The following is a 13,960-nucleotide window of genomic DNA, read 5'->3' as shown; positions in this document are numbered from 1 at the left end:
CGGCTTCGGTTTTTGATGCGAGCAAAGACACTGGATTTCTCGCCTGCACAACAATGACAAAAACAAAGACACTGGGTACCCGCGTCCGCGGGCACGACTGCCCCCACCCGTCGCCCTTGCGAACGCGAGGGCCCAGTGACTTTAATGGTGATACGAGCAAAGACGCTGGGTACCCGCATTCGCGGGCACGACGGAGGAAAGATTAGAGTACCAGGGAAACGAACGGTACCGAGCTTTGCTGAAACCACAGTAACGGCTCATTTCTCGCAAACCAACCAACTCGCACCGTCACCCTTGCGACGGGCCAGTGACTTTGGCTGTGTTTAAAAAACGAGGGAAGATCAAAAAAGGCCAGCATCATGCCGGCCTTCTTGAACTGTTTCAGCTTATCCGTTGACGTGGGCCAACGCCTGGCTTGACAGGTCGCTGATGCGCTGCCAGTCGCCATCGCGTACGGCGTCAGACGGTGCAATCCAGCTGCCGCCAACACAGGCGACGTTAGACAGAGCCAGGTAGTCCTTACAGTTAGCCAGACCGATGCCGCCGGTTGGGCAGAAAGTCAGTTTGGACAGCGGACTGCCCATGGACTTAATCGCCTTAACACCGCCGCTGGCTTCTGCCGGGAAGAACTTCAAAAAGTGGTAACCGTAGTCCATCGCTTTCATGGCATCGGAGACCGAGGCCACGCCGGGGATCAGCGGAATGCTGCCTTCGGCACCCGCTTCCAGCAGCGCACTGGTCACGCCGGGGCTGATGGCAAACTGCGCACCGGCATCCACCACCGATTGCAGCTGCAGAGGGTTAAGAACCGTACCGGCTCCCACCAACGCCTCAGGTACCTCTTCACGAATCAGTTTAATCGCTTCCAGGGCACATTCGGTCCTCAGGGTCACCTCAAGGATACGAATGCCACCGGCAACCAATGCGCGAGCCAGTGGCACCGCCTGGTCCAGTTGCTCAATCACCATCACCGGAATCACCGGGCTAGTGGCAAAAACCTCATCAGGCTGGATGCTCCAATTTTTCATCTCTATCCTCGCTTAATCTAACAGCGCCGAAGCACCAGTTTCCGGACTGGAAAGCAGCTTACGCATATTGCAGAACAATTCTCGGCCAAAGCCTTCGTCATTTTCCCGCAGATCCACCGGAGCGATGGTGCGAGCATCCAATTCAACTTCATCAACCAGCAGTTCGATGATGCCGTTTTTGGCGTCGAGTCGAACCAGATCCCCCTCTTTCACTTTAGCCAACAGACCACCATCCAGGGCTTCTGGACTAACGTGAATGGCAGCGGGAACCTTACCGGATGCGCCAGACATACGACCATCGGTCACCAGTGCCACTTTAAACCCTTTGTCCTGCAGCACACCCAGCGGTGGCAACAGCTTATGCAACTCAGGCATGCCATTGGCCTGCGGCCCCTGATAGCGTACCACGGCGATAAAGTCCTGATTCAGCTCTCCATTCTGGAACGCTTCCGTCAGCGCCTGCTGCGACTCAAACACTTTCGCGGGGGCTTCCACAACCTGGTGTTCGTCGGCCACGGCGGAGGTCTTAATCACCGCCCTGCCGAGGTTGCCCTTAACCAGGTTCATACCGCCATTGTTCAGGAAAGGAGCGTCGATGGGACGCAGCACCTCGTCGTCGCCACTGGCTTCGGGAATATCCTTCCACACCACCTTGCCGTCCACCAGTTCCGGCTTCTGGGTGTAGCGATCCAGCCCCTGACCGGCAGCGGTAGTCACGTCATCGTGCACCAGTCCGCCGCGACGCAATTCGCGGATCAGGTAGGCCATACCACCTGCCTGATGGAAGTGGTTGATGTCTGCCTGGCCATTAGGATAGACCCGGGCCAACAGAGGGGTCACCGCCGACAGTTCGGCGAAATCCTGCCAGTCGACAATGATGCCCGCAGCCCGTGCGGCAGCCACAATGTGCATGGTCAGGTTGGTGGAACCGCCGGTCGCCAGCAGGGCAACGATGCCATTGACCACACTCTTCTCATCCACAATCTTGTACAGCGGGGTGAAATTATCCCCCTCCTGACTCATGCGGCATACCTGCTGGCTGGCCAACTTGGTCAGCTCAAGGCGCAGTGGGCTGGTAGGGTTAACGAATGAGGAACCCGGCAATTGCAGACCCATCGCCTCCAACACCAACTGGTTGGAGTTGGCGGTACCATAGAAGGTACAGGTGCCCGGGCTGTGATAGGAGGCCGACTCCGCTTTAAGCAGATCCTCATCACTGACTTTGCCCTGGGCGTACTCCTGGCGCACCTTGGCTTTCTCTTTATTAGGCAGACCCGAAGGCATCGGGCCGGCAGGCACGAACAGCGTTGGCAGGTAACCAAAGCTCATGGCGCCCATCAGCAGGCCGGGAACGATCTTGTCACAGATCCCCAGCATCAGCGCGCCATCAAACATGGCGTGGCTCAGGCCCACGGATGTGGCCATGGCGATGACTTCGCGGGACATCAGGCTCAGCTCCATTCCGGGCTGCCCCTGAGTCACCCCATCACACATCGCCGGTACTCCACCAGCCACCTGGGCCACCGAACCAACGTCCCGGCAGGCCTCTTTGATGATGCCAGGGTAGACGCCATAGGGCTGGTGGGCCGACAACATGTCGTTGTAAGCGGTGACGATGCCGATGTTGTACTTATTGAAGTGCTGCAGGTCGTCTTTGTCCTGCTTGCCGCAACTGGCAAAGCCATGGGCAAGGTTAGAGCAGGACAACGTCCCCCGCTGAACCCCCCGAGCCTGTTGTTTGGCCATGCGCTGCAGGTAGGCCTGACGGCGCCCCTTACTGCGCTGAACAATGCGTTCGGTTACGGCTAACACAGTAGCATGGGTCATGAGGCTTGACTCCAGTAAACGTCCACCGGGGTCTTGCGTTGATTGAGCACCGCCCGGATCGGCATCTCAGTCGCATCATCGGATTGTAACACCTGCTCGAGAACGGCTTTTTTGCCCTCCCCGTGCAGATGCAGGTAAATCTGTTTGCTGTCCAGAAGGGTCTTTAATGACAACGACAAACGCCCGTGGGGCGCGGTGGTCGGGTGCACCGCCAAGCAGGTTTTAGGCGTCGCCAGCCCCAGCGCCAGTTGCTCTGAACAGGGGAACAGCGACGCCGTATGGCCGTCGTTGCCCATTCCCAGAATCACCACATCCAAAGGCCGAGGCAGATTAGACAACACCTCTTCGGTCATCAGCACACCGTCATCCACCTGGGCGTAGGAGTTCTTCAAGCCACGGAACTTCGCCGCTGAGGCGCGATTCGTCAGCAGGTGCTCGCGCACCAGACGTTCGTTGGAATCGGCGTGCTCGGGATCCACCCAGCGTTCGTCCGCCAGAGTGACAAACACCTCTTGCCAATCGATGGCCTGACGGGACAACTCGGAAAACAACAGTAGCGGCGTGCTACCGCCGGAAACCACCAGCGAGGCACTGCCGCGGCTATCGATGGCACTCTGTAGCTGGGCGGCAATCTTGGCCGCCAGCGTTTGTGCCAGGTGTTGTGCCGTGTCAAACGGCTTAAACACAGACAGTTTGATCATAGTTAGCTTCTCTTACTCATCCCAGGAGCGCCCATCGCGGGTGATCAAGGCAACTGAGGCAACCGGGCCCCAGGTTCCTGCGGGGTAGGCCTTGGGTTCTTCATGGGAGTCGGACCAGGCCGCCAAAATGGAGTCACACCATTTCCACGCCTGCTCCACTTCGTCACGACGGACGAACAAAGACTGGTTACCGAGCATGCATTCGAGCAGCAACCGCTCGTATGCATCGGCAACCCGTTGATTTTTGAAGGTGTCAGAGAAGGACAAATCCAGCTTGGTCGTTTGCAGACGCTGAGTTTCATCCAGACCGGGCACCTTGTTCATCATCTGAATCTCAACCCCTTCATGGGGTTGCAGACGGATGGTCAGCTTATTTGGCGGCAACTGACGGTAACTGTCGCGGTACAGGTTATGCGGCGGGTTCTTAAAGTGAACCACGATCTCGGAGCACTTGTACGGCATCCGCTTACCGGTACGCAGGTAGAACGGCACACCGGACCAGCGCCAGTTGTCGATATCGACCCGAATGGCCGCAAAGGTTTCGGTGTCGGAATTGAGGTTGGCCCCCTCCTCCTCCAGATAACCGGGAACCGGCTGGCCTTTCAGAAAGCCCGCCGAGTACTGGCCACGCACGGTTTTCTCAAACACGTTGTTGCTGTCGATGGGCCGCAGCGACTTCAGCACTTTCACTTTCTCGTCGCGAATGGAGTCCGCATCCAGGTTCACCGGTGGATCCATGGCCACCAGGGCCAGCACCTGAAGCAGGTGGTTCTGAATCATGTCACGCATCTGACCGGCTTTATCGAAGTAATCCCAGCGCCCTTCAATGCCCACCTCTTCGGCCACGGTGATCTGCACATGGTCGATGGTGCGGTTGTCCCATTTAGAGGCAAACAGGGAGTTGGCGAACCGAAGGGCCACCAGATTCTGTACCGTCTCTTTACCCAGATAATGGTCGATACGGTAGATCTGGTTCTCTTCAAAGAACTCCGCCACCTGGTTGTTGATCACCTGAGAGGACGACAGGTCATGACCGATAGGCTTCTCCAGCACCACCCGGGTTTCGGGTTGAATCAGAGCGGAGGATTTCAGGCAGCGACAGATGTCACCATAGATAGAGGGAGGCGTGGCGAAGTAGTTCACCATCACATTGTCAGGCTGCTGCTTACGCAGGGCATGAAACTGCTCGTAGCCTTCCGGCTGAGTGAAATTCATAGCCAGATACTGACAACGGGCCAGCAGACGAGTCAGGACATCCTGATCCACGTCCTCTTTTAAGAACTCATCCAGGGCAGTGCGGATCATCTGCTGGTATTCGGACTGCTCCATCTCCCGACGAGCCACGCCGACGACACGGGTACCGGAGTGCAACAGTCCGGCCTTGTCCAATTGGTACAACGATGGGATCAGTTTGCGGCGAGCCAAATCGCCACAAGTACCAAACAACACGAAATCACACGGTTTGGCGACCGAGCCGGTAAAGTGGGTCACTATCCAACTCCTATAAATAGGGGGCCGCTGTATGCGGCGTCACTTTTTCGTAAATTAACTACATTAAAGAGAATTTTTTTCGATGGTGCAACCTCAGCGTTCACTGAAAAGCTAGATAATTTACAACACTGTTTGTAAACTTAACCTAACTGCAAGCAGGCGCCAGAGGGTAGTCGCCCAGTATACAGGGCTTTACAGGCTATTATAGGCGGCTTCTGACAAATGATTGCAGCCATCTTCTCGGTAAACTGGGCGATATATCGCATGAATACTCTAGAAAAAATACAAACTAACCTAAGTAACTTCAGTAAGTCCGAGCGAAAAGTAGCGGAAGTCATCTTAACCTCTCCCCAAACCGCTATTCACGCTAGCATTGCCACCCTGGCAAAAATGGCCGACGTCAGTGAGCCGACGGTTAACCGTTTTTGTCGTCGCTTGGACACCAAGGGTTTCCCAGACTTTAAGCTGCATCTGGCCCAGAGTCTGGCTAACGGAACGCCGTACGTATCCCGTCACGTCGATGAAGACGATGGCCCGGATTCCTACACCAACAAAATCTTTGAGTCCTCCATGGCGGCGCTGGATGCCGCACGGCAGTCCATCGATCCGATGGCCATCAACCGTGCCGTCGACATCCTGACCCAGGCACAGCAGATCTCCTTCTTTGGTCTGGGCGCCTCGTCGTCGGTGGCCCACGATGCGCAGAACAAGTTCTTCCGCTTCAACGTCCCGGTGGTCTGCTTTGACGACGTGCTGATGATGCGCATGAGCTGCATCAACGCCACCGCCGGATCGGTTCTGGTGTTGTTCTCCCATACCGGCCGCACCAAGGCGCTGGTTGAAGTGGCGCGCCTGGCACGGGAAAGCAACGCCCAGGTGATCTCCATTACCGCCAAAGACAGTCCGCTGGCTCGCGAGAGCACGCTGGCGGTCACCGTTGAGGTACCGGAGGACACAGACATGTTCATCCCTATGGCCTCACGACTGGCTCACCTGACTGTGATCGATGTCTTGGCAACCGGCTTTACTCTGCGCCGGGGCCCACGTTTCAGGGATAATTTGAAACGCGTCAAAGAAGCCATCAGAGAATCCCGCTTCGAAAAACCCGCCAATCTGTAAAGAAATGCCGCTGACAGCCCCGTCAGCGGCATTTTTTTTATCACACCGACTACACTTGACCTCAACAATTGGTGGCCTTAGGCTTGCCTACCTTGCGCTGGATCACATTTTTGTTATCAAGCTACAACTATAATTTATGTAATTTTCTTTCATGTTGATCTTTCAGCTACAACATTTAGCGAAACTCGACATCTATAAACTTTAGAGCCAGTATTCTTTATGGAGTCTCTTATGCTCAGAAGAACCAAAATCGTAACCACGCTAGGTCCGGCTACTGACCGTGATGGCAACCTTGAAAAGATCATCCTGGCCGGCGCCAACGTCGTCCGGATGAACTTCTCTCACGGTAGTGCCGAAGATCACGTCAAGCGTGCCAACGACGTACGTGCGATTGCCGCCAAGCATAACCGTCATGTTGCCATCCTCGGTGACCTGCAAGGCCCTAAAATCCGTGTTTCCACCTTCAAGGAAGGCAAAGTTCACCTGCCTATGGGCCACACCTTTGTTCTGGACAGCGATCTGGCTAAAGGTGAAGGCGATGAGAACCAGGTTGGTCTGGACTACAAAAACCTGCCCCAGGACGTAGTTCCAGGTGACGTACTGCTGCTGGACGACGGCCGCGTTCAACTGCGGGTCGAGAAGGTGGAAGGCAACCGGGTAACCACTACCGTTACCGTTGCCGGCCCTTTGTCCAACAACAAAGGCATCAACAAGCAAGGCGGTGGTCTGTCTGCGGCGGCACTGACCGACAAAGACAAGCAGGACATCAAAACTGCGGCAGCCATCAACGTCGATTACCTGGCAGTCTCCTTCCCACGTACCGGTGAAGACCTGCACTACGCTCGCGAACTGGCTCGTGAAGCCGGTTGCAACGCCCACATCGTGTCTAAAGTAGAACGTGCCGAAGCCGTTGCCACCGACGAAGCCATGGACGACGTTATCCTGGCTTCCGACGCCGTTATGGTTGCCCGTGGCGACCTGGGTGTTGAGATTGGCGATGCCGAACTGATGGGTGTACAGAAGAAACTGATCGCCCGCTGCCGTCAACTGAACCGTGTGGTCATCACCGCCACTCAGATGATGGAGTCCATGATCTCCAGCCCAATGCCAACCCGTGCCGAAGTCATGGATGTGGCTAACGCGGTACTGGACGGCACCGATGCCGTTATGCTGTCTGCGGAAACTGCGGCCGGTGACTTCCCGGAAGAAACCGTTACTGCCATGGTCAACGTCTGCATCGGCGCCGAGAAAAACCCACGCGTTAAGGTATCCCGCCACCGTCTGGAAGAGCGATTCAAGACCGTTGAGGAAACCGTTGCCCTGGCGACCATGTACGCCGCCAACCACCTGGAAGGCGTTAAGGCTATCGTTGCCTTGACCGAATCCGGTAACACCCCGATGATCATGAGCCGCATCACCTCCAGCCTGCCAATCATCGCGCTGTCTCGCCACGAGCCTACTCTGAACCGTATGGCCATGTACCGTGGTGTGTACCCAGTGAACTTTGATTCCACTCAGCACCCTGCCGGCCACCTGGTGTCCGCAGCCATTGCTGAAATCAAGGCCGCAGGTCTGCTGCAAAGCGGCGACATGGTACTGGTTACCAAGGGTGACATGATGGAAACCATCGGTGGCACCAACACCACTAAAGTTGTGGTTGTCGAGTAAACAACATTCTCATCATGCAAAAGGGTTAGCTTCGGCTAACCCTTTTTTTGTACCCATTGGCTCGTCACCGCCACCGGCCTCCACTCTGACCTTTTTAATCATACAGAGGTTCTTTAGCAGCCGGTGCCATCAATCTGACTCTGGTGGAACTGAATAGTCGCACTGGCCCTAAACAGAGACAGGCCGACACTCTCGCCAGCCTGTTTGTTTGCTGAGCGACATAAGACGCTATTTAAACCACTGCCGCCCCACCTGATTGGCACGATGCTGAATCAGTTCAAACCAGGACCGCTCAGACTGTTGCAACTGCTGCTGAGGATCCAGCCCGTTGAAGCAATCTTCAAAGATTGCCCGGGCGGTAGCATAACTGTCCTCCCCCCTCAGGCTAAGCTGCACCTCTTTCTCATTGAGGCAGGGGGCCAGCTCAATGTCGTATTGCGCCAGTATTCGAGTATCGAGCTGCAGCTGATGGCAGGCCAACTCATCCACAAAGCCCAGCGATACCGACTGGAACACCCTCTCAGCCTGATACTTGGCGTGGGGATCATTACCACGGGCGCAGTGCAGAAACTGACCGAAATAATGCAGGTACATGGGAATAAAGTGCCGGTACAGCAGCCTCTCCTTGAGGTTTTTGTTTGCCAAGACTTTGTCGAGATCCAACCATGCCCACCGGTTCATCATGTGTCGCTCCTGCACTAACATCCCATTTGCAGTAAAGAATGCGACACTTGTCAGACCAGTTCCGTGATCAAGATCAACCCAGCGCCAGTCTTGCGCAATTCGCTATTCCAGTCTGTAAAATCCTCGCCTTTTAAGACGCAGACATAAAAAAGGGCCGGCGAATGCCGGCCCTAATTCTACGCTGCGGGGATTACAACGTCGCAAACTCATCCACATCGATGGCTGCAGTGCGCAACACCCAGGCGTTTAGCAGGGAGTCAGACTGGGATTCGGTCAGCACCTTCTCCTCCACCGCCTTGGCAATCAATGCTGGCGAGATCGCCTGTTTCGGCAAGACACCGGAACGCATCGCCTGTTTCAGGGTCTTCATCAACGGAGCCTGCTCATGCAGCGCCAGGAAGGCCGACTCCACTTCGCTGATGCCGTCTTCCAGTCCTTCAGGCATGTGACACAGGTGAGTGATGCGCTCGCGAACCACACCCGGCTTGGAGACCGCTTTACACACCGCTTTGGCGGTCTCGTCCGATGGCATATGGAAGTGGTTGCCGATAGGGAAGATCAGCGCCTTGGCCAACCAACCCAGAGGCCGGTTGGGGAAGTTACGAATCACCTCCTCCATCGCCTTAGCCGCTTCATAGCAACACTTCTCAACGGAGTAGTGCAGCAGCGGCAAGTCGCCATGCTGCCGGCCTTCGGCCTCGAAGTGACGCAGTGCCGCCGACGCCAGATACAGCTGGCTGAGCACGTCCCCCAGGCGGGCCGAGATCATCTCTTTCTGCTTCAGACCGCCGCCCAGTGCCGCCATGGCCAGATCCGACATCAACGCCAGGTTGGCACTGAGACGGCTCAGGTTACGATAATGACGGGCGGTTTCGCCAGCCACCGGGGCAGAGTTAAAGCGGGCTCCGGTCAAAGCCCCCACCAGGGAGTTCAGGCCGTTGCGCGCACCGTAGAGCATGTGGGACAGCAGCAAACCGTCAAACACTTTCAGGGCCTGGTCCTTATCCTCCATGGCCACCGCTTCCATCTCAGACAAGACGTAGGGATGGCAGCGGGTGGCACCTTGGCCGAAGATCATCAGGTTACGGGTCAGGATATTGGCCCCTTCGACGGTGATCGACACCGGCTGAGCCAGATACATGTTACCCAGGTAGTTCTTAGGACCCAGCTGAATTCCCTTGCCACCATGGATGTCCATGGCATCGTTGACGATGGAGCGACCCAGTTCGGTCATGTGGTATTTGGCAATGGCCGTTACCACCGACGGTTTCTGATTCATGTCGATGGCGCTGACGGTCATCTTACGGGCCGCTTCCAGCAGATAGGTATTGCCGGCGATGCGGGCCAGTGCTTCCTGAACCCCTTCAAACTGACCGATATTAACCCCGAACTGCTGGCGAACGCCGCAGTACGCCGAGGTAGTACGGGTCGCCACATGTCCGGCCGCCGTTGCCAACGCGGGCAAAGAGATGCCCCGCCCTGCGGACAGGCACTCTACCAGCATGCGCCAGCCACGACCGGCATAATCGGGACCACCGATGATCCACTCCATGGGAATAAACACATCCTCACCCCGGGTGGTGCCGTTCATAAAGGCCATGTTCAACGGGTTATGACGGTTGCCCAGCTCCACGCCGGGATGCGAAGCTGGGATCAGGGCACAAGTAATGCCTATCTCCTTGGTGTCACCCAGCAAGCCGTCGGGATCGCGCATCTTAAACGCCAGCCCCAGCACCGTGGCCACCGGAGCCAGAGTGATGTAACGCTTATCCCAGTTCAGGCGCAAACCAAGCACCTCTTTACCGTCGTATTCACCCATGCACACCACGCCACTATCGGGAATGGCACCGGCGTCTGAGCCGGCTTCCGGGCCGGTCAGAGCGAAGCACGGCACTTCGGTGCCGTCGGCCAGCCCGGGCAGCCAGCGTTGCTTCTGCTCTTCGGTACCGTAGTGAGCCAGCAGCTCACCAGGGCCCAGAGAGTTGGGCACCATCACGGTAATGGCCGCGGTCAGGCTGCGGCTGGCGATGCGGGCAACGATGGTGGATGCCCCCAGAGCGGAGAAATCCAGCCCGCCATAGGCTTTAGGAATGATCATCGAAAAGAAGCGTTCCTGCTTCAGGTAGTCCCAGACCGGCTGAGGCAGATCCTTCTGTTCCTGCACCACCTTATAGTCGTCCAGCATCAGCAACAGAGTATTGACCTGGTTGTCGAGAAAGGCCCGCTCCTCACCACTGAGCTCGCCCATAGGCATGGAATGCAGCTGCTGCCAGTCCGGACGACCAGAAAACAGCTCGCCGTCCCACCAGACGGTGCCCGCTTCCATCGCTTCGCGCTCGGTCTGAGACAGAGGCGGCAGCACCTTGCGGAAAAAACCGAAGATCGGCTTGGAGATAAACTGGCGACGAATGTCGGTGACACCAAACACCACACACACCGCAATAATGATCAAAATCAGCAAGGTCATGATACTTCCTTAATCTTGGTCCCTGACAATTGGGGGGCCGGAGCAACAACGCCCGCGGCTACATAGGGAATCAGTCGCTTGATCACCGACTCCACGTTATTGTGTTGTTCAAAATCCGCATGGGCGATGTCGTTCAACGCTTCGAACGATGCCATGGTGAAAACCACGGTACCCAGGGTAAAGTGCAGACGCCAAAACAGCTCGGCATCATCAATGTCGTTGTCCACCTGATGGATCAACTTAACGATCAGCTCCAGCGGTTTACCGTAATGAGTGGTCACAAACCAACGCAGGTGACCCTGGCTCTCGATGTAACCCCGCCCCAGCAGTTGCAGAAAGATGCTGGAACCACGATGACGTAACTCATCCAGCGATAACAGTGGCTGCACCAGGGTGTCGAAAATCTCATGCACCGTCAGCCCAGGTTGGTTTTCCAGAGCCGACAGAGCCACTTCACTGGCGGGCATAAACTGATCCAGATAGCGGGCCAGTACCGCCTGGATTAACTCTTTCTTGGAACCAAAATGATAATTTACAGAAGCCAGATTCACTTCCGCCTTGCTGGTGATAAGACGCAATGACGTGTCGGCAAATCCCCGTTCTGCAAATAATCGCTCCGCTGCGTCCAAGATACGGGATTTTGTACCTTGTTTATTCGACATAGTCGCGCCTTCCTGATTAAAACACTTGTTTTAACTTACTCTGCCACTTGGGTATTGTCAAAGTGATGAAGCGCATTCTGTTTGAACGCCAGGGAAACCAAGCGCTTAGCCCCTCCCTGACCAACTCTACGTTCCCTCTGTCAGCGGACCTCCCCACCGTGGTCGAAGCCAGATTCAAACCGAACTCGAACCCCTTTCATCCACCCCAATCTCGTAATAAAATAGCGACCTTTCGACAACAACCACGCAAAGGAACGCGATATGGCACTTTTCCGCCACTCGATGGCTCTGTCTGCCGTCACTCTGGCGCTGCTCAGCGCCTGCTCCCCGACTCCGACACCCGATCAGGCCAAGGAAACCACCCCGGACAGCGGCAGCCGCGAATTCATCGCCAGCGCCGAGGCGGACCTGTCTAACCTGGTCGAAGAAGCTGGCCGGGCGTCCTGGATCTACAGTAACTTCATTACCGAAGATACCGCCGCCCTGGCCTCCGACGCCGAGCGCCGCTTCAATGACAAAGCGGTCCAGTACGCCAGCCAGGCCGCCAAGGCCGACACCCGGGGTCTGACCGACGTCGAACTGCGCAAACTGGAAGTACTGAAACGCACCATCACCCTGCCCTCTCCGGACAGCCCGGAAAAAAGCGCCGAATTAGCCGGCCTGAACGCTGAACTTGGTGGCCTGTATGGCAAAGGCCGCCACTGCCTGAAAAGTGGTGAATGCCTGAGTCAGCCACAGCTCTCCTCCTTGATGGCGACCTCACGGGATCCGGAGCAACTGCTGGACATCTGGCAGGGCTGGCGCGAGATTGCCAAGCCGATGCGGCCTCTGTTCAGTCGACAGGTGGAACTGGCCAATGAAGGGGCACGTCAACTGGGGTACCAGGACGTCGGTGAACTGTGGCGCTCGAAGTACGACATGCCTGCGGCCCAGTTCCCCAAGGAGCTGGACGCCCTATGGGGAGACGTTAAACCTCTGTACGACGCCCTGCACTGCTACGTTCGTGGCGAACTGGGCGAGCACTATGGTGAAGAGGTGGTGCCTCAAGACGGCATGATTCCGGCACACCTGCTGGGCAACCTGTGGTCCCAGCAGTGGGGCAATATCTACGATCTGGTGGCCCCGGCCAACGCCGATCCAGGCTTTGACCTGACCGAACTGCTGGCCGAACACCAATACGATGAGATCAAGATGGTCGAGCAGGCGGAGCAGTTCTTTACCTCGCTGGGATTCGAGCCGTTGCCACAAACCTTCTGGGATCGCTCTCTGTTTATTGAGCCCCAGGATCGGGACGTCGTCTGCCACGCCAGTGCCTGGGATCTGGACAATGAAGACGACATTCGCATTAAGATGTGCATCCAGAAAAATGCCGAAGACTTTGTGGTGATCCACCACGAACTGGGGCACAACATCTACCAGCGCGCCTACAAGCACCAGCCGTTCCTGTTTAAGGACAGTGCCAACGACGGTTTCCACGAGGCCATCGGCGACACCATTGCCCTGTCGATTACCCCCAGCTACCTGCAGCAAATCGGCCTGCTGGACACGGTGCCCTCCAAAGAGAGCGACATCGGACTGCTGCTGCGACAGGCGCTGGATAAGGTGGCCTTTTTGCCCTTTGGCCTGATGATCGATCAGTGGCGCTGGAAAGTGTTCTCCGGTGAAATCACTCCGGAAAACTATAACCAGGCCTGGTGGGATCTGCGAGCCAAGTATCAGGGCGTCGCGGCTCCGGTAGCCCGCAGTGAAGCGGACTTCGATCCCGGTGCCAAATACCATGTGCCCGGCAACGTGCCCTATACCCGCTACTTCCTGGCTCACATCCTGCAATTCCAGTTCCACCAGTCATTGTGTGAGACCGCCGGCTTTGAGGGCGACATTCACAGCTGCTCCATCTACGGCAATAAGGACGCCGGTGCCAAGCTGAACGCCATGCTGGAGTCGGGTCTGTCTCAGCCATGGCCACAGGCTCTGGCCATGGTGACCGGTTCTGAGAAGATGAGTGGTGATGCCCTACTGAACTACTTTGCACCGCTGCAGAGCTGGCTGGAGCAACAAAACCAGACCGCCGGTCGCCAATGTGGCTGGTAACTGCTCCTGCAACCAAAGAACCCGGCTTACGCCGGGTTCTTTTTTGGGGTTTTGACTAAGAGTAAAGACACTGGGTACCCGCGTGCGCGGGCACGACGGAGGGGTGATTAGAGTACGCAGGGAACGAACTGCACCGCGCTTTGCGGAAACCACAGTAACAACTGGGCTACCGAAAACCCTATCAACTCGCACCGTCGCCCTTGCGAACGCGAGGGCCCAGTG

At 56.6% G+C, this 13,960-nt stretch carries 10 protein-coding genes; 3 read left to right on the top strand and 7 right to left on the bottom strand.

The window, feature by feature from the left end; translation table 11 throughout:
* Window positions 1-386: 386 nt before the first annotated feature.
* The 4 genes from BLT77_RS19650 to zwf are packed head-to-tail and all read right to left on the bottom strand — an operon-like array spanning window position 387 to window position 5,047.
* Entirely contained in the window at window positions 387-1,028 is a 642-nt protein-coding gene (locus BLT77_RS19650) for a bifunctional 4-hydroxy-2-oxoglutarate aldolase/2-dehydro-3-deoxy-phosphogluconate aldolase (protein ID WP_176819399.1), read from the bottom strand.
* A gap of 12 nt (window positions 1,029-1,040) precedes the next feature.
* A complete protein-coding gene (gene edd / locus BLT77_RS19645; protein WP_090368514.1) occupies window positions 1,041-2,855 on the bottom strand; it encodes a phosphogluconate dehydratase in 1,815 nt (604 codons plus the stop codon).
* On the bottom strand, window positions 2,852-3,556 hold the full coding sequence (gene pgl, locus BLT77_RS19640) for a 6-phosphogluconolactonase (RefSeq protein WP_090368512.1): 705 nt from the start codon (window positions 3,554-3,556) through the stop codon (window positions 2,852-2,854). Before pgl ends, edd begins: the two co-directional genes overlap by 4 nt.
* Before the next feature lie 12 nt (window positions 3,557-3,568).
* A complete protein-coding gene (gene zwf / locus BLT77_RS19635) occupies window positions 3,569-5,047 on the bottom strand; it encodes a glucose-6-phosphate dehydrogenase (protein ID WP_090368510.1) in 1,479 nt (492 codons plus the stop codon).
* Window positions 5,048-5,311: 264 nt separating this feature from the next.
* On the opposite strand from zwf, the gene BLT77_RS19630 reads away from it, so the two are divergent.
* Together BLT77_RS19630 and pyk are read left to right on the top strand one after the other, a co-directional pair.
* Entirely contained in the window at window positions 5,312-6,166 is an 855-nt protein-coding gene (locus tag BLT77_RS19630; protein ID WP_028113322.1) for a MurR/RpiR family transcriptional regulator, read from the top strand.
* Between the two features lie 231 nt (window positions 6,167-6,397).
* Entirely contained in the window at window positions 6,398-7,834 is a 1,437-nt protein-coding gene (gene pyk / locus BLT77_RS19625; protein ID WP_090368508.1) for a pyruvate kinase, read from the top strand.
* A gap of 228 nt (window positions 7,835-8,062) precedes the next feature.
* Here the strand turns inward: pyk and BLT77_RS19620 are convergent, their stop codons facing one another.
* From BLT77_RS19620 to psrA, 3 genes are all read right to left on the bottom strand, one after another.
* Complete coding sequence (locus tag BLT77_RS19620) at window positions 8,063-8,518, bottom strand: hypothetical protein (RefSeq protein ID WP_090368506.1); 456 nt, start codon at window positions 8,516-8,518, stop codon at window positions 8,063-8,065.
* A gap of 190 nt (window positions 8,519-8,708) precedes the next feature.
* Window positions 8,709-10,985 (bottom strand): acyl-CoA dehydrogenase, encoded by a 2,277-nt coding sequence (locus tag BLT77_RS19615; protein ID WP_090368504.1) that lies wholly within the window; start codon window positions 10,983-10,985, stop codon window positions 8,709-8,711.
* Window positions 10,982-11,647 carry a TetR family transcriptional repressor PsrA gene (gene psrA, locus BLT77_RS19610; RefSeq protein ID WP_090368502.1) on the bottom strand — a complete coding sequence of 222 codons (666 nt, stop codon included), beginning with the start codon at window positions 11,645-11,647 and terminating at the stop codon, window positions 10,982-10,984. Before psrA ends, BLT77_RS19615 begins: the two co-directional genes overlap by 4 nt.
* A 261-nt stretch (window positions 11,648-11,908) precedes the next feature.
* On the opposite strand from psrA, the gene BLT77_RS19605 reads away from it, so the two are divergent.
* Complete coding sequence (locus tag BLT77_RS19605) at window positions 11,909-13,738, top strand: M2 family metallopeptidase (RefSeq protein WP_090368500.1); 1,830 nt, start codon at window positions 11,909-11,911, stop codon at window positions 13,736-13,738.
* Window positions 13,739-13,960 lie beyond the last annotated feature (222 nt).

The sequence above is a fragment of the Ferrimonas sediminum genome, from assembly GCF_900100175.1.
Lineage (GTDB): Bacteria > Pseudomonadota > Gammaproteobacteria > Enterobacterales > Shewanellaceae > Ferrimonas > Ferrimonas sediminum.
Note: the sequence above shows the minus strand (reverse complement) of the source record. Positions and strands in the feature narration are given on the sequence as shown.

Bases quoted from the DNA above. Each gene is read 5' to 3' on its own strand.
- BLT77_RS19650 (WP_176819399.1), bottom strand. From the start codon at position 1,028: ATGAAAAATTGGAGCATCCAGCCTGATGAGGTTTTTGCCACTAGCCCG.
- psrA (WP_090368502.1), bottom strand. From the start codon at position 11,647: ATGTCGAATAAACAAGGTACAAAATCCCGTATCTTGGACGCAGCGGAG.
- BLT77_RS19605 (WP_090368500.1), top strand. From the start codon at position 11,909: ATGGCACTTTTCCGCCACTCGATGGCTCTGTCTGCCGTCACTCTGGCG.
- BLT77_RS19630 (WP_028113322.1), top strand. From the start codon at position 5,312: ATGAATACTCTAGAAAAAATACAAACTAACCTAAGTAACTTCAGTAAG.
- BLT77_RS19620 (WP_090368506.1), bottom strand. From the start codon at position 8,518: ATGATGAACCGGTGGGCATGGTTGGATCTCGACAAAGTCTTGGCAAAC.
- pgl (WP_090368512.1), bottom strand. From the start codon at position 3,556: ATGATCAAACTGTCTGTGTTTAAGCCGTTTGACACGGCACAACACCTG.
- edd (WP_090368514.1), bottom strand. From the start codon at position 2,855: ATGACCCATGCTACTGTGTTAGCCGTAACCGAACGCATTGTTCAGCGC.
- pyk (WP_090368508.1), top strand. From the start codon at position 6,398: ATGCTCAGAAGAACCAAAATCGTAACCACGCTAGGTCCGGCTACTGAC.
- BLT77_RS19615 (WP_090368504.1), bottom strand. From the start codon at position 10,985: ATGACCTTGCTGATTTTGATCATTATTGCGGTGTGTGTGGTGTTTGGT.